Here is a 20,154-nt window from a genome sequence, read left to right as displayed (position 1 = left end):
CTGCTTCGGTTTTTTTATCGACTCGCGTCAGCCCCAGTTGGCCCGGCGTAATGAGGTGAGCACATGGTCCTCCCAGTGGCCGTTGATCATCAGATAGTCCCGGGCCAGCCCCTCGCGCTCGAAGCCGAGTCGCTCCAGCAGTCGACCGCTGCGCTCGTTGCGCGGGATATAGCAGGCCATGACCCGGTTCAGGCCATGGCGATGGAACATGTAGGAGAGGGCTTCACTCAGTATCTCCTGCATCAGCCCCTCTCCCTGCCGGCTGCTATCGAGGGAGTAGCCGAGATGGCATGCCTCGAAGGCGCCGTGGATGATGTTGGTGAAGTTGCAGCTGGCTATCATCCGCCCCTGCTGGTCCAGGGCGACCAGATTGACGCTCTGGCCGTTGAAGCACTGTTGATAGCTGTCGCGCAGGCGGTTGCTCCAGTAGGGGAGGGTATAGAAGCCGTCCGGTCGCTTGGGCTCCCAGGGCTCGAGGTGATCCCGGTTGCGCCGGTAGTAGTCGAGGATGAGATCCGCGTGATCCGGCGTCAGCAGGGTGAGGTGGGCACGTGCCGTGGTCAGGTGGGGCATGCTGTTCATCATGCCCCCCGCTCGTGGCGCCATTCGCTGCGCAGCAGCCCGTAGCAGGCGTGATCGACGATGCCGTGGGGCAACTTCTCGGCCCGACGCAAGACGCCCTCCAGGGTGAAGCCGAGGCGCTCGCACACGGCCCGGCTGGCGGTGTTGTCGACGGCGGCCCGGATCTCGACCTTCTCCATCCCCAGCTCGTCGAAGGCGTGGTGGATCAGCGCCTGACAGGCCCGGGTGATGATGCCGTTGCCCTGCCAGCGCTCGGCCAGCCAGTAGCCGATGGTCGCCACCCCCAGCTGATGATCGAGGCGGTTATAGGCAACGATGCCGACCAACTCGCCCTGATACTCGATGGCGCAGCTCATGGTCTCGCCACGGGCGAAGCCCTCGATGGCGCGGCGGATAAAGAGCGACGTATCCTCCGGCTTCTGTATAAACGGCGGCCACGGGAGCCATTGACTGAGATAGTCCCGGTTGTCGTGGCACAGGGCAAACAGCTCCGTGGCCATACCAGGTTGCAGAAAGAGCAGGGAGAGCTCCTCATCCAGTGTCCAGGTGAACATCCTTCCCTCCTTTGGCAGGGTCGACCCGAACCGTCACTCTATCCAGTGGTGCGCCCCTCGCCAAGGGCTTTGGGCCATGACAATGCCCCAAATGAGTGAGAATGTGACAGGCTAATTGATGTAAATGTTTTTTGTGGAGTGTTTTGCGATTTTATGCTGCAAAAAAGGCCTGTTTGTAGTTCAAGTTCTGTGCAGCCACATTTTCTGCTACCTCACTTTTCTTATCTGTAATTTGTTACAGGCACGCACCTGCACATCGGCGCTCTACCTTGTCTGAGCCGGCATGAGCCGGAATGACACCTCATCGACAAGGATATCGACATGAATAAAATCTATCTGGCCGTTGCGCTGGCCTGTTGGGGAAGCTCGGCTCTGGCGGCCGAACTGGTGACCATAGAACGTGTTGCAGGGCCGCAGCAGGTGTCGGCAGATGGCAAGGGCGTCAGCGCCCTGGTCGGCGGTGGCGATTACCGTGCCGTGCGCACCGTGATCCTGCCCAACGGGGAGAAGCGGGTGCGCTTCGAACAGACCTGGCAAGGGGTGCCGGTTTGGGGCTCTGCCCTGGTGGCCGAGCAGGGGGCCAGCGGCATAGAGCGTGTCTCGGGGCAGCAACTGGTCGGGATCGATCAGGATGTGGCCTCGCCCCAGCCCGCCTTCAATGCGGCCACCGCGGCCCAGAAGGCCCGCGGTCAGCAGCAGGGACGCAACGAGAAGGTGCGCCTCTTCGTGATGCAGGACGAGAGCGGCCAGGCCCGTCTGGTCTATCAGGTCTCCTATCTGGTGGAGGGAAGCGAGACTCCGAGCCGTCCCTTCGTCATCATCGATGCCCAGACCGGGGCCGAGCTCAAGCGTTGGGAGGGGATCAACCACCAGGACGCCACCGGCCCGGGCGGTAACCTCAAGACCGGTAAATATTTCTATGGTAGCGATTACGGCCCGCTTCAGGTGGACGCCAACTGCCGCATGAGCAGCACCAACGTCGATACCATCAACATGAACCACGCCACCACGGGTGGCACTGTGCACCAGTTCACCTGCCCGGAGAATACGGTCAAGGAGATCAACGGTGCCTACTCCCCTCTCAACGATGCCCACTACTTCGGCAACGTGGTGTTCAACATGTACCGCGACTGGTACAACACGGCGCCACTCAGCTTCAAGCTGAAGATGCGTGTGCACTACAGCAAGAACTACGAGAATGCCTTCTGGGATGGCAGTCAGATGACCTTCGGGGACGGTGCCACTACCTTCTACCCGCTGGTAAGCCTGGATGTGGCGGCTCACGAGGTAAGCCACGGTTTCACCGAGCAGAACTCCGGGTTGGTCTACTCGGGTCAGTCAGGGGGGATCAACGAGGCCTTCTCCGACATGGCGGGTGAGGCGGCCGAAAACTTCATGAAGGGGAGCAATGACTGGCTGGTGGGCGCCCAGATCTTCAAGGGCAATGGCTCCCTGCGCTACTTCGAGGACCCGACCCGTGACGGCAAGTCCATCGGCCACGCCAGCGACTACTACGACGGCCTCAACGTTCACTACAGTTCCGGGGTCTATAACAAGGCCTTCTACCTGCTGGCCAACAGCAGTGGCTGGAGTACCCGCAAGGCCTTCGAGGTGTTTGTGCTGGCCAACCGCCTCTACTGGGGGGCCAACACCAATTACGACAGCGGTGCCTGTGGCGTGACCAAGGCTGCCACCGATCTGGGTTACAGTCTGACCGATGTGGCCGCCGCCTTCCAGGCGGTCGGGGTCAATGCCAGCTGTGGCACCACGCCGCCCAGCGGCAACGAGCTGCAGAACGGGGTCGCGGTGAGCGGTCTCTCCGGTGCCAAGGGCGCCCAGCTCAACTACACCATGACGGTGCCGGCCGGGGTCAGCAAGCTGGTCTTCGCCATGAGCGGTGGCAGCGGTGATGCAGACCTCTATGTCAAGTTTGGCGCGGCTCCGACCAGCACCAGCTATGACTGCCGTCCCTACAAGGGAGGCAATACCGAGACCTGTACCATGAATGCGCCCAAGGCGGGCACCTGGTATGTGCAGGTTAAGGGGTACAGCGCCTTCTCGGGGGTGACCCTGAAGGGTAGTTACTGACCTACGAGCGCCGGCCTAGAGCCGGCGCTTTCTTTTTGACCTGCCGGCCACTCCAGGCAAGAGAGGACAGCCCATGAAGAGCAAGTTCTTGATCGCACTTGGTATTGTCACCACCCTGTTCTTCGCCGCCCCCAGCCGGGCCGCCGACCAGACCCCTCCCCGCATAGGGATCCGGGTCGACCAGGCCCTGAGCCTGGCACCGTCCCCCGGCTTGGCCCAGGGGAGCCGCGAGCTGGCGATCCGCCGCCCGGGCGCGGCCTTCATCAAGGTGCATTTCGCGCGCCTGGCCTTGCCGGCCGGTGCCTACGTGGAAGTGGTCTCCCCGGACGGCCGCGAGGCCTATCGCTACGACGGGACGGCGGCGTCCCGCCGCACCCTGGACGACGGCGACGACGGGGTGACGCGCTTCTCGGCCATCTCCATCTCGGGGGAGGCGGCCCGGGTGCGGTTGGTACTGCCGGCCGGCAGTCTGTGGGGGGCCGAGCACGGGGTCGAGATCGACGGCTACATGGCCGGGGATCCCGCGCGCCTGGCGGCCGCGGTGGATCCCGAGTCGACCTGCGGCATCAATGAGCGGCGCGACGTGGCCTGCTGGCAGGGGAGCCATCCTACTGAGGTCGACCGGGCGCGGCCCGTGGTGCGCCTGCTGATCGGCGGACGCAGCCTGTGCACCGGCTGGCGGGTCGGCGCGACGAACCGCCTGTTCACCAATAACCACTGCCTGGCGAGCGACACCGAGGTGCGTTCGACCGAGGTCTGGTTCAACTACCACAAGACCAGCTGCAACGGCAGCGAGTACGCCGGAACCGTCAAGGTGACCGGGGCCGAGCTGCTGAAGACGGATTACGCCCTGGACTACAGCCTGTTCACCGTCAACGACTTCGCCCAGATAGCCGGGTTCGGCCACCTGGGGCTGGAGGTGCGTCCCCCCAGCCTGGGCGAACTCATCTATATACCCCAGCACGGAGCCGGCAATCCCAAGGAGCTGGCCATAGAGAGCGATCAAAACAGCGGTGGCCTGTGCCAGATCGATGTGGCGGTCACCAACGGCCGCGCGACCGATTCGGACACGGGCTACTACTGCGACACGATCGGCGGCTCGTCCGGCTCGCCCGTGTTGGCCGCCGCTAGCAACCGGGTCCTGGCCCTGCACCACTTCGGCGGCTGCGAGAACCAGGGGGTGCGCATCGACAAGATCTGGCCCCAGGTCGCCGGTTACTTCGACGACCAGATCCCGAGCGGCGACGATGCGCCGGCGGGCGAGCCGCCCCAGGCCGCCTTCACGGTCGATTGCCAGGGGCTTACTTGCCGGCTCGACGGCGCGGCGTCACGGGATCCGGACGGCCGCCTGGTGGCCTATGACTGGGACTTCGGGGACGGTCAGCAGGGGCGCGGGGTCCGGCTCGATCACGCCTTCGCGGCCGCCGGTCTGTACCGGGTCGGCCTGACGGTGACGGACGACGATGGGCTGAGCGCCAGGGTCGAGCAGGAGGTCCGGGTTGTGGACGGCCAGGGCTTCCCCTACACAGGGCTGTCGGCGCAGCGCGGCGAGTGGCGCCAGTACCGCTATCTGGCACCGGCCGGGGTGGGCAAGGTCCAGATCAGCCTGTCGGGCGGGGCGGGTGACGCGGATCTCTACGTGCGGCGCGGAGCCGAGCCGACCACCACAGAGTACGAGTGTCGCCCCTATCAGAGCGGCAACACGGAGCGCTGCCTGCTCGACGTGACGCCGGGGGAGACCCTGTATATCGGCATCCACGCCTTCCTCGCCTACGACGGCGTGACCCTGGACGCCCGTTAGCGGGTCTGCCAATGCCCGGTCAGGGCGCGGGGGATACCGCGCCCTGTTCTGATCCTCCCCATCGAATAGCCAGCGCTCTGGCCGCATTCAAGACCGTCTCCTTGGCCGCGTTGGGGCGCTTTCCACTTCGCCAGGCCATCATCACTTCCCAGTGATCCTGGGGCAGATCCTCCACATCCAGCCGGATCAGCCGGCCCAACTCCAGATCTCGCGCCACCGCCAGGGCCGGCATCAGGGTAATGAAGCCGTGCTCAAGGGCCAGCTCCCGGGCCGCTCCGGCCGGCTGGATGGCGTGCAGTGACTTGCTGGGTTGCCGCAGACGACGCAGTTGCTGAATGAAAACATCACAACCCGGCCCCCACTGCTGGGGGGCGATACGCTCGTTGGCGATGTCATGCAGGGTGAGCCCCTGTTGGCCGGCCAGGGGGTGCAATGGCGATGCAATGGCAATGATGGGGGAGCGGCAGAGCAGCTCCATCTGCAGGCCGGCGACGGTCGGACACTTGAGTACGAAGCCGATATCACACTCTCCGGTCAGCAGCTCCTGCATGATGACGCCGGAGTGATCCGTGTTGCAGCGGATCTCGAACTCCCCGTCCACCAGTGCCATCAGCAAGGGGCTGAAGACGACAGAGGTGAGAGAAGGGAGGCAGGCAAGCCGGATCCTGGGCAGGGCCGGTGCCCCCTGCATGGCCAGACGGCCCTCTGCCAGGGTGGCGAGGGCGTCCCGGGCGGCAGGCAAAAACTGTTCGCAGGCCGGAGTCGGAGTGACGCCACGCCGGTGGCGCTGGAACAGGGATCCACCCAGGGTCTGCTCCAGCAGGGCGATGCGTTGACTGACCAGAGGCTGTGACCAGCCGCGAATGGCGGCGGCCTGACTGAAGCTGCCGAGCTCCGCCACATCCAGCAATAACTGCAGATCGTCCAAATCCAGTGACATAAAAAATCCTGATATGAAATATAGCCAGTTGTCGTCTACCACTATATCTGATGCCGTCACACAATGACGTTGTCATTGAGTGAGAGGGTGTCATGGTCGACAGGGCAAGATATTGGGGGCGCTGGTTTCTGGCGCTCGATACCACGCTGGTGATCCTGGGCTTTTTTGTGGTCATGCCCATGATCAGCCTGCGTTTCGTGGATCAGCTGGGATGGGCTGCCGGTCTGGTGGGGCTGGCCTTGGGACTGCGTCAGCTGACCCAGCAGGGGCTCGGCATCTTCGGGGGCTCCCTGGCCGATCGCTTCGGGGCCCGTCCCCTCATCGTGGGCGGCATGTTGCTGCGGGCCGCCGGTTTCTTCTCCCTGGCCTGGGCCGAGAGCGGGACCATGCTGATCTGCTCCTGCTTTCTCTCCGGATTGGGCGGGTGTCTGTTCGACCCGCCGCGCGCCGCCCTGGTGATCAAGTTCACCCGGCCGCGCCAGCGCGGGCGTTTCATCTCACTGCTGATGATGCTCGAGAGCGCCGGCGCCGTGTTGGGAGCCCTGCTTGGCAGCTGGTTGCTGCGTTTCGACTTTACCTATGTCTGCCTGCTGGGAGGGGGTCTCTTCCTGCTGGCGGCCCTGTGCAATGCCCTCCTGCTGCCCGCCTACCGCCTATCGGTCAAGCCGACGCCGATCCGGGCGGGGCTCGGCCAGGTGCTGGCGGATCGCGCCTTCTGTCGCCTGGTGCTGGTACTCAGTGGCTACTACATGATGTGGGTGCAGATGATGCTGATCTTCCCCATTCTGGTGAAGCAGCTGGCGGGTACCACGGCCGCCGTCGGTTGGATGTACAGCCTGGAGAGCGCCCTCTCCCTGCTGTTGCTTTACCCCCTGGCGCGCCTCGGCGAGCGGCGTTACCGGCTGGAGACCCGGTTGATGGCCGGTGTGCTGCTGATGACGGCGGGCATCGGGCTGGTGGCCTTCGTCGATACCCTGGCCGGCGTCTTCCTGCTCCTCGGCTGCTTCTATCTGGGCATCATCATCGCCGAACCGGCGCGGGAGACGCTGATGACCCGGCTGGCCAATCCGGCCGCCCGGGGCAGCTATATGGGGTTCAGCCGTCTTGGACTGGCGCTGGGGGGGATGAGTGGTTATGTGGGGGGCGGGGCCCTCTATGATCACGCCATGGCGCTGGGCGAACCTGCCTTGCCCTGGTTGGTCCTCGGCTCCATCGGTGCCATTACCCTGTTGTTGCTGGCGCGCTGTTTTGCCCGTCGTCCCGAGCTGCGCACCAGGGCGCTGGCCTGAGGCAATAAAAAGCCGGTCCACGAGGGACCGGCAAAAAAGAAAACAGTAGGCATGGTGCTGCTTTCGCAGCGGATACAACTTAGAAGTTGTACTGCAGGGCCACGGCGACCACGTCGTCGGTGTTCTGACCCAGCTTGCTGGTACCGGAAACGGCACCGTCATCCAGCAGGTTGATCTTGTAATCAACGTAGGCGTTGAAGTTCTCGGTGAAGTTGTACCAGGCACCGATGGAGACGTACTCGGTGTAGGTATCGTCGATACCGTGAGCGTCATCCTTCACGTCGGTGCGCAGGTAAGCCAGGGAGGGCTTGAACTTGCCGATGGTGTACTGGGCAACGGCTTCGTAACCGTCGTGTTTCTCGGCGTAGCCGCCGTTCACGAACAGGTGGTTCTCGCCGTGGGCATAGGTCGCGGCCAGGTAGAGGTTGTTGGCGGCGTACTTGATACCAACACCGGTCAGCTTGGCGTCGGAATCACCACCGAAGGCGGCGTAACGAGCCTGCTCGTCGGTCTTGCCTGCCTGGTTGTAGGCAGCAGACAGGCCCAGACCCATGTCGAAGTCATAGGAGGCGGCGACGGCAAAGCCTTCTTTGGAGCCTTTCTTGTTCCAGATGCTTTGACCCAGAACCTTGAAGTCGGAGCGATCGGCGTTCTGCGGATCGTTGTTACCGGTGAACTGGGCACCCAGGGTCAGGCCGTTGTAGGTGTAGAGGTACTGGGCCAGGCCGTTGGTACGACCGGTGCCGAATACTTCGGTGCCCTTGCCCAGACCATCACCGCCCCACTCGGGCAGCACGTCGGTGTAGTCGTTAACGATGCGGAACAGACCGTCCTGACGACCGTAGCTGAAGGCACCGAAGCGATCGTGCTTGATACCTGCGTAGGCGTAACGCAGCTCGTCGTTGTCGGAGCCGGAGGTCGGCAGGTTGTACTCGGCGAAGCCGAAGGCCTTCATCTCGGGAGCGATCTTGGTCTCACCGCGCATGTTCACACGGAAGTAGCTCTGATCACCTTCGGATCCGTTGTCGTCGGTGCCGTAGTACATGCCCTGGGCGCGACCACCAATCTCGAGCTTGGTGTCATCCTGGTTGTAGACAGTGGCAGCCTGGGCGGTACCGGCCAGCAGCAGGCTGGAGATGGCGATCTTCAGTGCAGTGTATTTCATTGTTTGAATCCTCTGATATCAACACTCAACAGACCTGTGCTCGGTCCGGGTGATCGGTGTTTCCGATACGAGGACGATATACCGCCAAACCTTGACTGGAGCTTAAAGCAGCGGCGATTAATAACGCTGAACGGGAACTTAACGGGAGAATCTCAATGCATTTTGTGATATGGCTCTCAAAAAAATGGCCCGCATTGTTGCGGGCCGATTTTTATTCTGTAGCAGGTCAAATAGTCATCAAAGCATCATGCCGCCGAAGACGAAGCCCAGCGCTACCGAAATGGCGATGGTTGCCACACCCGGAATAAAGAAGGGGTGGTTGAAGACCGCCTTGCCGATACGGGTCGAGCCGGTGTCATCCATCTCGACCGCGGCCAGCAGGGTCGGATAGGTCGGCAGCACGAACAGGGCGCTCACCGCGGCAAAGGAGGCGATCGCCGCGACCGGGCTGACGCCCAGGGCCAGGGCAGCCGGCATCAGGGCCTTGGTGGTGGCAGCCTGCGAGTAGAGCAGCATGGCGGCGAAGAAGAGCACCACGGCCAGCAGCCAGGAGTACTGGTTCAGCAGGTCACCGGCGAAGTGCTGGATGGTTTCCATATTGCCCTTCACGAAGACGTTGCCGAGCCAGGCCACACCCAGCACGCAGATGCAGGCGGACATACCGGACTTGAAGGTCGGCATATTGGTGATCTGGCTGGCGTCCAGCTTGCACACCAGCACCATGATGGTGGCGGCAGCCAGCATGATACCCATGATGGCACCGTCACGGGGGATCGGCGGGTTGGTGATGAGACCCACCTTACCGGAGATGGCGGTGGCATAGATCATCACGGCGGCGATGGCCACCAGGAAGATACCGACCGAGATCTTGGCGTAGGGTTTGATATCCAGCTGGGTGGCGCCACGCAGCTTGACCAGCCCCTTGGCCTTACGCTCCAGATAGATTTCGTCCTGATCCAGCGGCTTGCCCAGCATGTTGGCGACGAAGGCGCCCAGGATACAGGCCAGGAAGGTGGAGGGGATGCAGATGGCCAACAGGGTCAGGTAACCCACGCCCAGCGGCTCCAGCATGCCGGAGAAGGCAACCACGGCTGCCGAGATTGGCGAGGCGGTGATGGCGATCTGGGAGGCGATGACCGCGATGGAGAGGGGGCGGGAGGGGCGAATACCTTGCTCCTTGGCCACCTCGGCGATCACCGGCAGGGTCGAGAAGGCGGTGTGACCGGTGCCGGCCAGCATGGTCATCAGATAGGTGACGACCGGAGCGGCGAAGGTGATGTACTTGGGATTCTTGCGCAGGGCCTTCTCGGCCAGATAGACCAGGTAATCCATGCCGCCGGCCAGTTGCATACAGGCGATGGCGCAGATCACCGAGGCGATGATCATGATCACGTCCCAGGGGATAAACGCGACCAGTTGATCACCCGGGATCTGCATGCCCAGACCCCAGGTCAGGACCAAGACACCCAGACCACCGGCGAAGCCGATCCCAATGCTGCCTATCCGGGCCCCCAGATAGATAGCGGCGAGCACTACCAGTAACTCAATGCCAATCATGGTTAACTCCATTTTTTAGTTTTTGGTGACGCTGTGTGCTTGAAAAAGCCAATTCCCGAGTCATCTGGCCGCAGATCGCTCGGGAAGGGGCTCTATGGGGTGGGCGAACCCACCCCATAACCGGCTTGTGCCTGTTTATGCCTGTTCGCGAGTAAAGCGCTTGGCCTTGTACTGCGGGTTCATCAGGTTTTCGATGGAGAGGATCTCGTCGAGCTGCTCGGCGGTCAGCAGGCCGCGCTCCAGCACCACTTCCCGGACGTTCTTGCCGGTCTGGGCGCAGATCTTGCCGACGATATCCCCTTCGTGGTGACCGATGAAGGGGTTGAGGTAGGTGACGATACCGATGGAGTTGAGCACGTGGTTACGGCAGATCTCCGGGTTGGCGGTGATCCCTTCCACGCACTTCTCGCGCAGGGAGATACAGGCCTTCTCCATCAGGCTCAGGGATTCGAACATCGCCTGGGCGATCACCGGCTCCATCACGTTCAGCTGCAGCTGACCCGCCTCGGCGGCGAAGGTAATGGTGACGTCGTTACCGAATACCTTGAAGCAAGACTGGTTCACCACTTCCGGAATGACCGGGTTGACCTTGGCCGGCATGATGGAGGAGCCAGCCTGCATCTCCGGCAGGTTGATCTCTTTGAGTGCAGTACGCGGGCCGGAGGAGAGCAGACGCAGATCGTTACAGATCTTGGAGAGCTTCATGGCCAGACGCTTGACCGCACCGTGCAGCATCACATAGGCGCCGCAGTCGGAGGTTGCTTCGATGAGGTCTTCTGCCGGCACATAGGCGCGACCGGTGATCTCGGCCAGACGCTGAATGGCCAGTTGGGAGTACTCGGGGGGAGTGTTGAGGCCGGTACCGATGGCGGTGGCGCCCAGGTTCACTTCCAGCAGCAGCTCCTGGCAGCGCTTGATGGTCTTGATCTCTTCGCGCAGGGTAACGGCGAAGGCGTGGAACTCCTGGCCCAGGGTCATGGGGACGGCGTCCTGCAGCTGGGTACGGCCCATCTTCAGGATGTGCTTGAACTCGCTGGCCTTGGCATCGAAGGCGGCGATCAGGTGTTCCAGGGCATCCAGGGTAGTGTCGGTGCTGTCGACCACGGCGACGCGGAAACCGGTCGGGTAGGCATCGTTGGTGGATTGGCACTTGTTGACGTGATCGTTGGGGTTGATGACGTCGTAACGACCCTTCTCAAGGCCCATCAGCTCGAGGGCGATGTTGGCCAGCACTTCGTTGGTGTTCATGTTGACGGAGGTACCGGCACCCCCCTGGAAGACATCGATCGGGAACTGATCGAAGCACTTGCCGGTGCTGAGCATGACGTCGCAGGCTTCGACGATCTTGTCGGCGATCTCGGGACGAATGGTGCCCAGCTCGCCGTTGGCCAGAGCGGCGGCCTTCTTGGTCAGCACCATGCCGCGCACGAAGGCGGGAACATCGGAAATTTTCTGAGAGCTGATCTTGAAGTTCTCGATGGCGCGCAGGGTGTGCACACCGTAGTAAACGTCGTTGGAAACTTCTTTGGTGCCCAGCAGGTCTTCTTCAATGCGGACGTTCTTGTTGTCACTCATTGTGTTGCCTCAGAAATCAAAACAGATTGAACATTCCTCACAATGCGATGCGAGTTCCATGCGCAATTGCAATTGTCATCCTGAAGCGTTGCACATCGTGTAGGGGCGCAGGGCGATGCCCTGAAAACTGACAATAATATTATCTCATTGTGGGTAGCCCAAATCAGACGCAGATCACTAAATTTAAAGTTCAAAAAAAAATAAACAACTGCTATTTGGCTTAATGACCCTGTTATCTAAACGATTCCCCCCCCTGTGCCACCTGTTGCCGGGGGAGGGGAATGACTTGAAAATCGGTTATCCTCCCCCCACTTGGATCGGATACGACTCACAATCGACAGAGGTCATCATGGGTAAACTGTTTTTCGGGCTGGTAGGACTGGCTCTCTTGGAGATGACGGTGCTCATCCAGGTTGGCTCCGTCATCGGTGCCCTGCCCACGGTGGCTCTGGTCGTTGTGACGGCCATGGTGGGGACCTCGCTGGTGCGCAGCCAGGGACTACGCACCCTGATGGAGGCCCAGCACAAGATGCAGCTGGGCGAGCTGCCCGGTCGCGAGATGATGAGTGGCATGATGCTGGCGTTGGCGGGTCTGTTGCTCATCATCCCCGGTTTTATCACCGACATAGTGGCCGTGCTGCTGTTGCAGCCGGCGCTGCGCAACCGGATTGCCGACAAGCTGATGGGCTCGGGTCGCTTCGTGGTCAAGGGGCCCTTCGACGGAGGTGCCGGGACTCCCCCCGGGGACGGTCGCACCATAGAGGGTGAGTACGAGCGTAAGGATTGAGTGAATAACGAAATGAAGCAGGGGGCCGTGGGGCCCCCTGCTTCGTTTCAGGGAGTCTTGCGGTGGCAGAGCGATGCGAAGCGGCGGGCGCCAAACAGGTAGGCAAGTGTTCCGGCGACCAGGTTGGCCAGCAGGATGCCGAGGAAGATGCCCTCGACCCCCTGGCGTGATCCCAGCCAGGCCAGGGGCAAGAGCAGTCCGAACAGACGCAGGCCGTTAAAGAGCAGGGCTATGGTCGATGCCCTGACGCCGTTGAGGGCCGAGGCGAGCAGCATCACCAGCGCCTGGCAGCCATAGCCGAGGGGGATCAGATGCAGGTAGCGGGTCATGGTCTCCACGACGACGGGGTGGGTGCTAAAGAGGGTGGCCACCCAGGGAGCCAGCAGCCAGATGATGGCGTAGATAAGGAGCTGGAACAGCAGGGCGAAGCGCATCGCCAGCATCAGGGCCGCATGAGCTCGCTGCGGGTTGCCTGCCCCGGTGTTTTGCGACACGAAGGGGGCCAACACCGAGGAGAGCGCCATCATGACGATGAGCAGCAGGGCCTCGACCCGTGATGCGGCCCCATAGGCGGCCACCACCTCGGTACCGAGTCCGGCGAAGATCATCATCAGCAGGGCGTTGGCTAGCGGGTTGAGCATGTTGGTAAAGGCGGCCGGCAGGGCCACATGGAGGACGGCTTGCCAGTGCCTCTTGAGCGCTGGCCAGGGGGAGAGGGTGAGCAGCAGCAGACGATCGCGCCGGTAGAGGATGCGCAGGCTCACCAGCATGGCCATCAGCCAGGAGAGAGAGGTGGCGATGGCCGCCCCCTTGATGCCGAGTGCCGGTACCGGGCCCCAGCCGAAGATGAGCAAGGGATCGAGCAGGCCGTTGACCAGCCCCGCCACCGCCATCACCAGGCTGGGAGTCTTGGTATCGCCGGTGGCCCGGGTGGCGGCATTGCCCACCATGGGCAGTGCCAGCAGGGGCACCGTCAGGTACCAGATCACCATGTAGTCGTGGATCAGGGCGATCAACCGGTCACTGGCTCCCAGCAGACGGAACAGGGGATCTATGGTGGCGGCGCCCAGCAGCGACAGGCTGCTCACCATCAAGAGTGTCAGCAGCAGGGCATCGGTGGTGAAGTGGGCGGCTTCGTCGTGACGCCCCTGGCCCAGGGTATGACCCAGTACGGCGGAGAGCCCGGCCCCCAATCCCATGATGAGGGAGGTGACGACGAAGGTGACCGGAAAGGTGAAACTGACCGCTGCCAGCGCCTCCGTGCCCAGCAGACCGATAAAGAAGGTATCGATCAGGTTGAAGGCCAGGATCGCCACTATGCCGACGATCATGGGGCCCGTCATGCGGGCCAGCAGGGCAGGGATGGGGGCATGGTGAAGCGGATTGGGGGTATGCACGACGTCTCTGTTGGCTGGCGGCCGCCGGGGCGGTTCGATAAAGAGGGCTCAATAGTACGTGAAAAAAATTTTTTTTGTATCGCCCCTTGAAGGTAGGGCTTGAGCCCCCACATCTGGGAATATCAACGCTTTGGCCAGGTATGGCCATGTTAACGAAACAAGAGAAAACTCATTTTGGGAGAGTTATCGATGAAAATTCGTCCACTGCATGACCGTGTCATCATCAAGCGCATCGAAGCCGAAGCCAAGTCTGCTGGCGGCATCGTGCTGACTGGTACTGCGGCCCAGAAGTCCACTCGTGGCGAGGTTCTGGCCGTGGGCACTGGTCGAATCCTGGATAACGGCGAAGTGAAGCCGCTGGCCGTCAAGGCTGGTGACAAGGTGATCTTTAACGAAGGCTACGGTGTGAAGACCGAGAAGCTGGATGGTCAGGAGGTGCTGATCCTCTCCGAGACCGACATCCTGGCAATCGTCGAAGAGTAATCTCACCCTAACCCGTTTCATTGATAAGGATTGAACAAGATGGCTGCTAAAGACGTTAAATTTGGTAACGACGCTCGCGTAAAAATGCTGGAAGGGGTCAACATCCTGGCCGATGCGGTCAAGGTGACCCTGGGTCCGAAGGGCCGTAACGTGGTGCTGGACAAGTCCTTCGGTGCCCCGACCATCACCAAGGACGGCGTCTCCGTCGCTCGCGAGATCGAGCTGGAAGACAAGTTCATGAACATGGGTGCCCAGATGGTCAAGGAAGTTGCTTCCAAGGCCAACGACGCCGCCGGTGACGGTACCACCACCGCGACCGTACTGGCCCAGTCCATCGTCAACGAAGGCCTGAAGGCCGTTGCCGCCGGCATGAACCCGATGGATCTGAAGCGCGGTATCGACAAGGCCGTTGCCGCCGCCGTCACCGAGCTGCAAGCCCTGTCCACCCCGTGTGCCGACAACAACGCCATCGCCCAGGTTGGCACCATCTCCGCCAACTCCGACGAGAAGGTGGGCAAGCTGATTGCCGAGGCGATGGACAAGGTGGGCCGTGACGGCGTCATCACAGTCGAAGACGGCCAGGGCCTGGAAGACGAGCTGGCTGTGGTCGAGGGTATGCAGTTCGACCGTGGTTACCTCTCCCCCTACTTCATCAACAAGCCGGAAGCCGGTGCCGTCGAGCTGGACGACCCCTTCATCCTGCTGGTCGACAAGAAGGTTTCCAACATCCGCGAAATGCTGCCGGTGCTGGAAGGTGTGGCCAAGTCTGGCAAGCCGCTGGTGATCGTCGCCGAAGACGTGGAAGGCGAAGCCCTGGCGACCCTGGTGGTCAACACCATGCGTGGTATCGTCAAGGTCGCTGCCGTCAAGGCTCCGGGCTTCGGTGATCGTCGCAAGGCCATGCTGCAGGATATCGCCATCCTGACCGGTGGTACCGTCATCTCCGAAGAAGTGGGTATGGAGCTGGAGAAGGCTGCCCTGGAAGACCTGGGCCGTGCCAAGCGCATCGTCATCACCAAGGAAAACACCACCATCATCGATGGCGTGGGTGAAGCCGCCGCGATCGAAGCCCGCGTTGCCCAGATCCGCCAGCAGATCGAAGAGACCTCTTCCGATTACGACCGTGAGAAGCTGCAAGAGCGCGTGGCCAAGCTGGCCGGCGGTGTTGCCGTGATCAAGGTCGGTGCTGCCACCGAAGTTGAAATGAAAGAGAAGAAAGCCCGTGTGGAAGATGCCCTGCACGCGACCCGCGCCGCCGTTGAGGAAGGTGTGGTTGCCGGTGGTGGTGTCGCCCTGATCCGTGTGGCTGCCAAGCTGGTTGACCTGCGTGGCGACAACGAAGATCAGAACGTGGGTATCAAGGTTGCCCTGCGCGCCATGGAATCCCCCCTGCGCCAGATCGTCACCAACGCCGGTGAGGAGGCCTCTGTGGTCGCCAACAACGTCAAGGCCGGTGAAGGTAACTTCGGTTACAACGCCTACTCCGAGCAGTACGGCGACATGCTGGAGATGGGTATCCTGGATCCGACCAAGGTAACCCGCTCCGCCCTGCAATTCGCCGCGTCCATCGCCGGCCTGATGATCACCACAGAGTGCATGGTGACCGAGCTGCCGAAGAAAGACGCTCCGGCCATGCCGGACATGGGCGGTATGGGTGGCATGGGCGGCATGATGTAAGCCTCCCCATCTGCTGATGAAGGGCCCCGTGAGGGCCCTTTCTTTTTGCGACAGGAATAGCACTTTACGGCGATAGCGCCGAAAAATAGGTCATGTTTTGCCCGGGCGGGCCGATAATGGTGTTGGACAGGAGGTAAACCATGGAAATTTCCGGATCCACTGCCGTCGCACAGAGCCGTGAGCTGTTGACTGCCAGCCTCGCCAAGAAGCAGCAGGAACAGCAGGGTCAGGCAGCACTTGAGCTGCTGCAGACGGCCACCCAGTCGGCCCCCGCCCCCCAATCGGCGGGTGGCACGCTGGGCAGCAACATCGACATTCGTGTCTGATGCTACAAAACAAAAGCCTCGGCAGATGCCGAGGCTTTTTTATGGACGCGATTCAGAGCGGGAAGGGAGCCGGCGCCTCGAAGGCGATACGCTCGCCGCTGCGCGGGTGACTTATCTCCAGGCGCGCCGCATGCAGGTAGAGGTGCGGTGCAGCCGCCAGGGCCTCAGGGTGGGCGTAGAGGTTGTCACCCAGAATGGGGTGACCCAGCTCCAGCATGTGGACCCGCAGCTGGTGCGAGCGTCCCGTGATGGGGGTCAGTTTCACCAGCGTGTTACCGTGCTCCACCTTCAGGGTCTGCCACAGGGTGAGGGCATGGCGTCCCTCCTCGAAGTCCACTTTCTGTTTGGGGCGGTTCGGCCAGTCGACGCACAGGGGCAGGTCGACCTGACCGCTCTCCTCTTTCATCTCACCCCAGACCCAGGCCAGGTAGTGCTTGTCGGTCTCTCGCTCGCGAAACTGACGGCTCAGTTCCCGATGGGCGTTGGGGGTGAGGGGCACCACGATGACACCACTGGTCGCCATGTCGAGACGATGGGCCGCCGCCGCCCGCGGGAACCCCTCCTGCTGCACGCGCCACAGCACGCTGTCTTCGTAGTCGGCGCCACGGCCGGGGACGCTGAGCAGGCCGGTGGGCTTGTTGACCACCATGATGTCGCGATCCTGATGCAGGATCTCGAGCCAGGGCTCCTTGGGCGGGTTGTAGTCGATCATCTCTCTCGCTCTGTCTGTTACTGGTGGGTGACCACGATGAAGCGGATGGCGTCCAGCTTGAGCTGGGTCTGGTCAATCAGGTGGAGCAATTCTGCCTCCAACTGCTGCAGATAGGCCAGCTCGCTGTCGCGCACGTTGGGGTTGACTGCCTTGAGCTCGCTCAGGCGGGCCAGCTCTTGTTGCAACGTGGCGACCATGCGGGCGCGGGCGTCGGCGACGATCTGCGCCTTGAGCGGCTCGGCCAGCTCCTGCCCCTTGCCGATGAGGCCGTGGATCAACGGTTGGGAAGTGGTGACCAGCTTGCTGCCCAGATGGCGGTTGACCGGGGTCAGCTGACGGTTGAAGGTCTCGAAGGGTACCTTTTCACCCAGGTTATTGCCGTTCTTGTCGAGCAGCAGGCGGATCGGGGTCGGCGGCATGAAGCGGTAGAGCTGGGGATGGCTGGCAGACTCGGCCACGAACACCAGCTCGAGCAGGGTCGAGCCGATAGGCAGTGCCTTGTTCTTCAGCAGGGCCACCGAGGTGGAGCCGATCTCGGAGCCGAGGATAAGATCGATGCCGCCGCGCAGCATGGGGTGATCCCAGGAGACAAACGCCATGTCATCACGCGACAGGGCGGTCTCCCGGTCGAAGGTGACCGTCATGCCATCCTGGGGCAGGCCCGGGAAGCTGGGCACCAGCATATGATCACCTGGGGTCAGCACCAGGGCATTCTCGCCGCGGTCATCCTGGTTGATACCGATCTCGTCGAACATCTTGAGGGCGAACGCCACCATGGCGGTGTCGTCGTCTTCGGCAGCCAGTTGCTCGACCAGGGCGTGTGCCTTGTCACCCCCGCTGGAGTGGATCTCGAGCAGGCGATCGCGGCCGGATTCCAGCTTGGCCTTGAGTGGCTCGTGGATAGCGCGGGTGCGCTCGAGCAGGGCATCGAGGGCCTCTTCGCCGTTGTCGTTGGCCGCCAGCAGGGTGAACAGCTCCTCGCGTACCGCCTCAAACACAGGGCGGGCGGTCGGACAGGTCTGCTCGAAGGCATCGAGACCGGCGTGGTACCAGCGCAGCAGGGCGTGCTGGGAGGTGCCTTCCAGATAGGGGACGTGGATCTCCACCGTGTTGCGCTGACCAATCCGGTCGAGACGGCCGATGCGCTGCTCCAGCAGATCCGGGTTGAGCGGCAGATCGAACAGCACCAGATGGCTGGCAAACTGGAAGTTACGCCCCTCGGAGCCGATCTCGGAGCAGAGCAGCACCTGGGCCCCTCCCTCGCTCTGGGCGAAGTAGGCGGCAGACTTGTCACGCTCGATGAGGGACATGCCCTCGTGGAACACGGCGGCACGGATCCCTTCGCGGGTGCGCACAGCCTCTTCCAGGGCGATGGCGGTGGCCGCCTCGGAGCAGATCACCAGTACCTTCTGCTGGCGGGCCGAGAGCAGCAGCTCCAGCAGCCAGTCGATTCGCGGATCAAACTGGGTCCAGGTGGTGCTGTCGCCTTCGAACTGCTGGAAGATTTTCTCCGGATAGAGGTAGCGCAGGGCGCGGACCTGGAGATCACCACCGTTGCCCCCCATCATGCCCATCACCTTGATGGCGGTCTTGTATTGATCCGGCAGGGCCATGGGATAGACGTTGAGGTGGCGTTCCGGGAAGCCCTGAATGTTGGCGCGACTGTTTCGGAACAGCACGCGGCCGGTGCCGTGGCGATCGAGCAGCTTCTCTACCGCCTGCTTGCGGCTGGCGGCATCGCCGAGATCGACCCCCTCAAGCTGTTCGGCTAACAGAGTGCGAGCGCTGGTGTCGAGCTCGGCGCCGTCGAGCAGGGCCTGGGCGGCAACGGCGATGGCGCCGTACTCCTGTTCCTCGGCGAGGAAGGCGTCATAGTCGAAGAAGCGCTCCGGGTCGAGCAGGCGCAGGCGGGCGAAGTGGCTCTCGTGACCCAGCTGATCCGGAGTCGCGGTGAGCAGCAGCACACCCGGTATTTGCTCGGCCAGGGCCTCGACCATCTCGTAGGCGCGGCTCGGCGCCTCGGCGCTCCACTCCAGGTGGTGGGCCTCGTCCACGACCAGCAGATCCCACTCAGCCTCCAGGATCTGCTCGAAGCGGCGACGCTTCTTGCGCAGGAAGTCGATGCTGCACAGCACCAATTGCTCGGTTTCGAAGGGGTTCTCGGCCTCGGCAAAGGCCTCGACGCAGCGCTCCTCATCAAACAGGGAGAAGAAGAGGTTAAAGCGGCGCATCATCTCGACCAGCCACTGGTGCTGCAGGTTCTCGGGCAACAGGATCAGCACCCGCTTGGCGCGGCCAGAGAGCAACTGCTGATGAATGATCATGCCCGCTTCGATGGTCTTGCCCAAACCCACCTCGTCGGCGAGCAGCACGCGCGGTGCGTGGCGATGGCCCACCTCGTGGGCAATATAGAGCTGGTGCGGGATCAGGCTGACACGTCCCCCGGCCAGGCCGCGGGTCGGGTTGAGGCGGCGCTGATGCTGGTTGATCAGAGATTCGTAGCGCAGGGTAAAACGGGACATGCGTTCGATCTGACCGGCAAACAGGCGATCTTGCGGCTTGTTGAACTTGATGAAGTTGCTGAGAAACACCTCTTTGAGCGCGACGGGCTCCTCGGTGTCGTTGCGAGTGCCTATATATATAAGCAGGCCTTCTTTCTCCTGCACCTGCTCGACCGTCATGACCCACTCTTCGTGGCTGGTCACCTGATCGCCTTCGTTGAAGCGGACCCGGGTCACCGGAGCATCTTCCTTGGCATACATACGGTTTTCACCGGTGGCGGGGAACAGCAGGGTTATCATGCGACCCTCGACGGCTACGACCGTCCCCAAACCGAGATCCGTCTCTGTATCGCTAATCCAACGTTGGCCAAGTGCAAAAGGCATCAAATTCTCCAAAGCCCGAGAGGTGTGTCGTAAAGGGGCGCTATGTTACCCGAAGGCCAAAAGCGGATCATCCATCAAGAAGCGCTCAGCCTGTAAAAGGTAGAAGAGGTCGCAAGAGGGGTGAAAATGGGACTATTTTCGCCTTTTTGTCTGTTTGTTGTTCGAACGAGCTAAAAGATGTGATTTTTCTCAAAATCTCTGTTGTCACGGCGCGCAAACTCCCTATAATGCGCCTCCATCGACAGGGCAACGCCGCCACAGCAGCGAGCCGGTCGATGGGTGAAAAAGCCTTGTAAAATAAGGCTTGACTCACAAGGCGGGAAGCGTAGAATGCCA

General features: G+C 62.0%; 16 protein-coding genes. 7 read left to right on the top strand and 9 right to left on the bottom strand.

Annotated features, from left to right (window positions below; genetic code table 11):
* Positions 1 to 27: 27 nt before the first annotated feature.
* Both BN1133_RS09470 and BN1133_RS09465 read right to left on the bottom strand, forming a co-directional pair.
* Positions 28 to 582: a GNAT family N-acetyltransferase gene (locus tag BN1133_RS09470; RefSeq protein WP_050666316.1), complete on the bottom strand. Its 555-nt coding sequence runs from the start codon at positions 580 to 582 to the stop codon at positions 28 to 30.
* Positions 582 to 1,136: a GNAT family N-acetyltransferase gene (locus BN1133_RS09465; protein ID WP_050666300.1), complete on the bottom strand. Its 555-nt coding sequence runs from the start codon at positions 1,134 to 1,136 to the stop codon at positions 582 to 584. Before BN1133_RS09465 ends, BN1133_RS09470 begins: the two co-directional genes overlap by 1 nt.
* Before the next feature lie 321 nt (positions 1,137 to 1,457).
* Between BN1133_RS09465 and BN1133_RS09460 the strand changes: the two genes are divergently transcribed.
* The gene (locus BN1133_RS09460) at positions 1,458 to 3,224 is read left to right on the top strand and encodes a M4 family metallopeptidase (protein WP_050666299.1); all 1,767 of its coding nucleotides are present in this window, start codon (positions 1,458 to 1,460) and stop codon (positions 3,222 to 3,224) included.
* 73 nt (positions 3,225 to 3,297) lie between these two features.
* Complete coding sequence (locus BN1133_RS09455) at positions 3,298 to 5,025, top strand: PKD domain-containing protein (RefSeq protein WP_050666298.1); 1,728 nt, start codon at positions 3,298 to 3,300, stop codon at positions 5,023 to 5,025.
* A gap of 19 nt (positions 5,026 to 5,044) precedes the next feature.
* On the opposite strand, the gene BN1133_RS09450 is transcribed toward BN1133_RS09455, so the two are convergent.
* A complete protein-coding gene (locus tag BN1133_RS09450; protein WP_050666297.1) occupies positions 5,045 to 5,965 on the bottom strand; it encodes a LysR family transcriptional regulator in 921 nt (306 codons plus the stop codon).
* A 92-nt stretch (positions 5,966 to 6,057) separates the two neighbouring features.
* On the opposite strand from BN1133_RS09450, the gene mdtH reads away from it, so the two are divergent.
* A complete protein-coding gene (gene mdtH, locus BN1133_RS09445; protein WP_050666296.1) occupies positions 6,058 to 7,254 on the top strand; it encodes a multidrug efflux MFS transporter MdtH in 1,197 nt (398 codons plus the stop codon).
* A 79-nt stretch (positions 7,255 to 7,333) separates the two neighbouring features.
* On the opposite strand, the gene BN1133_RS09440 is transcribed toward mdtH, so the two are convergent.
* From BN1133_RS09440 to aspA, 3 genes are all read right to left on the bottom strand, one after another.
* Positions 7,334 to 8,419, bottom strand: coding sequence for a porin (locus tag BN1133_RS09440; RefSeq protein WP_050666295.1), 1,086 nt, complete (start codon positions 8,417 to 8,419; stop codon positions 7,334 to 7,336).
* A gap of 237 nt (positions 8,420 to 8,656) precedes the next feature.
* Entirely contained in the window at positions 8,657 to 9,976 is a 1,320-nt protein-coding gene (locus BN1133_RS09435) for an anaerobic C4-dicarboxylate transporter (protein ID WP_050666294.1), read from the bottom strand.
* 135 nt (positions 9,977 to 10,111) lie between these two features.
* A complete protein-coding gene (gene aspA / locus BN1133_RS09430) occupies positions 10,112 to 11,551 on the bottom strand; it encodes an aspartate ammonia-lyase (RefSeq protein WP_050666293.1) in 1,440 nt (479 codons plus the stop codon).
* A 349-nt stretch (positions 11,552 to 11,900) separates the two neighbouring features.
* Between aspA and BN1133_RS09425 the strand changes: the two genes are divergently transcribed.
* A complete protein-coding gene (locus BN1133_RS09425; protein ID WP_050666292.1) occupies positions 11,901 to 12,338 on the top strand; it encodes an FxsA family protein in 438 nt (145 codons plus the stop codon).
* A gap of 47 nt (positions 12,339 to 12,385) precedes the next feature.
* Here BN1133_RS09425 and BN1133_RS09420 read toward each other — a convergent pair whose 3' ends face one another.
* A complete protein-coding gene (locus BN1133_RS09420) occupies positions 12,386 to 13,681 on the bottom strand; it encodes an MATE family efflux transporter (RefSeq protein WP_263434413.1) in 1,296 nt (431 codons plus the stop codon).
* Positions 13,682 to 13,924: 243 nt separating this feature from the next.
* Between BN1133_RS09420 and BN1133_RS09415 the strand changes: the two genes are divergently transcribed.
* The 3 genes from BN1133_RS09415 to BN1133_RS09405 all read left to right on the top strand — a co-directional run bounded on the left by BN1133_RS09415 (position 13,925) and on the right by BN1133_RS09405 (position 16,221).
* Positions 13,925 to 14,218 carry a co-chaperone GroES gene (locus tag BN1133_RS09415; RefSeq protein WP_050666290.1) on the top strand — a complete coding sequence of 98 codons (294 nt, stop codon included), beginning with the start codon at positions 13,925 to 13,927 and terminating at the stop codon, positions 14,216 to 14,218.
* A gap of 39 nt (positions 14,219 to 14,257) precedes the next feature.
* Positions 14,258 to 15,895, top strand: a complete 1,638-nt coding sequence (gene groL / locus BN1133_RS09410; protein ID WP_050666289.1) for a chaperonin GroEL — start codon at positions 14,258 to 14,260, stop codon at positions 15,893 to 15,895.
* 140 nt (positions 15,896 to 16,035) lie between these two features.
* Complete coding sequence (locus tag BN1133_RS09405) at positions 16,036 to 16,221, top strand: hypothetical protein (RefSeq protein ID WP_050666288.1); 186 nt, start codon at positions 16,036 to 16,038, stop codon at positions 16,219 to 16,221.
* Between the two features lie 52 nt (positions 16,222 to 16,273).
* Here the strand turns inward: BN1133_RS09405 and rluA are convergent, their stop codons facing one another.
* A complete protein-coding gene (gene rluA / locus BN1133_RS09400; protein WP_050666287.1) occupies positions 16,274 to 16,933 on the bottom strand; it encodes a bifunctional tRNA pseudouridine(32) synthase/23S rRNA pseudouridine(746) synthase RluA in 660 nt (219 codons plus the stop codon).
* A 17-nt stretch (positions 16,934 to 16,950) separates the two neighbouring features.
* A complete protein-coding gene (rapA, locus tag BN1133_RS09395; protein ID WP_050666286.1) occupies positions 16,951 to 19,818 on the bottom strand; it encodes an RNA polymerase-associated protein RapA in 2,868 nt (955 codons plus the stop codon).
* Positions 19,819 to 20,154: the final 336 nt, after the last annotated feature.

It is taken from the genome of Aeromonas schubertii (assembly GCF_000820105.1).
Lineage (GTDB): Bacteria > Pseudomonadota > Gammaproteobacteria > Enterobacterales > Aeromonadaceae > Aeromonas > Aeromonas schubertii.
Note: the sequence above shows the minus strand (reverse complement) of the source record. Positions and strands in the feature narration are given on the sequence as shown.

Excerpts from the sequence above, each read along its gene's own strand:
- BN1133_RS09405 (WP_050666288.1), top strand. The coding sequence starts at position 16,036 with ATGGAAATTTCCGGATCCACTGCCGTCGCACAGAGCCGTGAGCTGTTG.
- rapA (WP_050666286.1), bottom strand. The coding sequence starts at position 19,818 with ATGCCTTTTGCACTTGGCCAACGTTGGATTAGCGATACAGAGACGGAT.
- rluA (WP_050666287.1), bottom strand. The coding sequence starts at position 16,933 with ATGATCGACTACAACCCGCCCAAGGAGCCCTGGCTCGAGATCCTGCAT.
- BN1133_RS09460 (WP_050666299.1), top strand. The coding sequence starts at position 1,458 with ATGAATAAAATCTATCTGGCCGTTGCGCTGGCCTGTTGGGGAAGCTCG.
- BN1133_RS09435 (WP_050666294.1), bottom strand. The coding sequence starts at position 9,976 with ATGATTGGCATTGAGTTACTGGTAGTGCTCGCCGCTATCTATCTGGGG.
- BN1133_RS09455 (WP_050666298.1), top strand. The coding sequence starts at position 3,298 with ATGAAGAGCAAGTTCTTGATCGCACTTGGTATTGTCACCACCCTGTTC.
- BN1133_RS09465 (WP_050666300.1), bottom strand. The coding sequence starts at position 1,136 with ATGTTCACCTGGACACTGGATGAGGAGCTCTCCCTGCTCTTTCTGCAA.
- BN1133_RS09420 (WP_263434413.1), bottom strand. The coding sequence starts at position 13,681 with ATGACGGGCCCCATGATCGTCGGCATAGTGGCGATCCTGGCCTTCAAC.
- BN1133_RS09425 (WP_050666292.1), top strand. The coding sequence starts at position 11,901 with ATGGGTAAACTGTTTTTCGGGCTGGTAGGACTGGCTCTCTTGGAGATG.
- mdtH (WP_050666296.1), top strand. The coding sequence starts at position 6,058 with ATGGTCGACAGGGCAAGATATTGGGGGCGCTGGTTTCTGGCGCTCGAT.
- BN1133_RS09440 (WP_050666295.1), bottom strand. The coding sequence starts at position 8,419 with ATGAAATACACTGCACTGAAGATCGCCATCTCCAGCCTGCTGCTGGCC.
- aspA (WP_050666293.1), bottom strand. The coding sequence starts at position 11,551 with ATGAGTGACAACAAGAACGTCCGCATTGAAGAAGACCTGCTGGGCACC.
- BN1133_RS09415 (WP_050666290.1), top strand. The coding sequence starts at position 13,925 with ATGAAAATTCGTCCACTGCATGACCGTGTCATCATCAAGCGCATCGAA.
- groL (WP_050666289.1), top strand. The coding sequence starts at position 14,258 with ATGGCTGCTAAAGACGTTAAATTTGGTAACGACGCTCGCGTAAAAATG.
- BN1133_RS09450 (WP_050666297.1), bottom strand. The coding sequence starts at position 5,965 with ATGTCACTGGATTTGGACGATCTGCAGTTATTGCTGGATGTGGCGGAG.
- BN1133_RS09470 (WP_050666316.1), bottom strand. The coding sequence starts at position 582 with ATGAACAGCATGCCCCACCTGACCACGGCACGTGCCCACCTCACCCTG.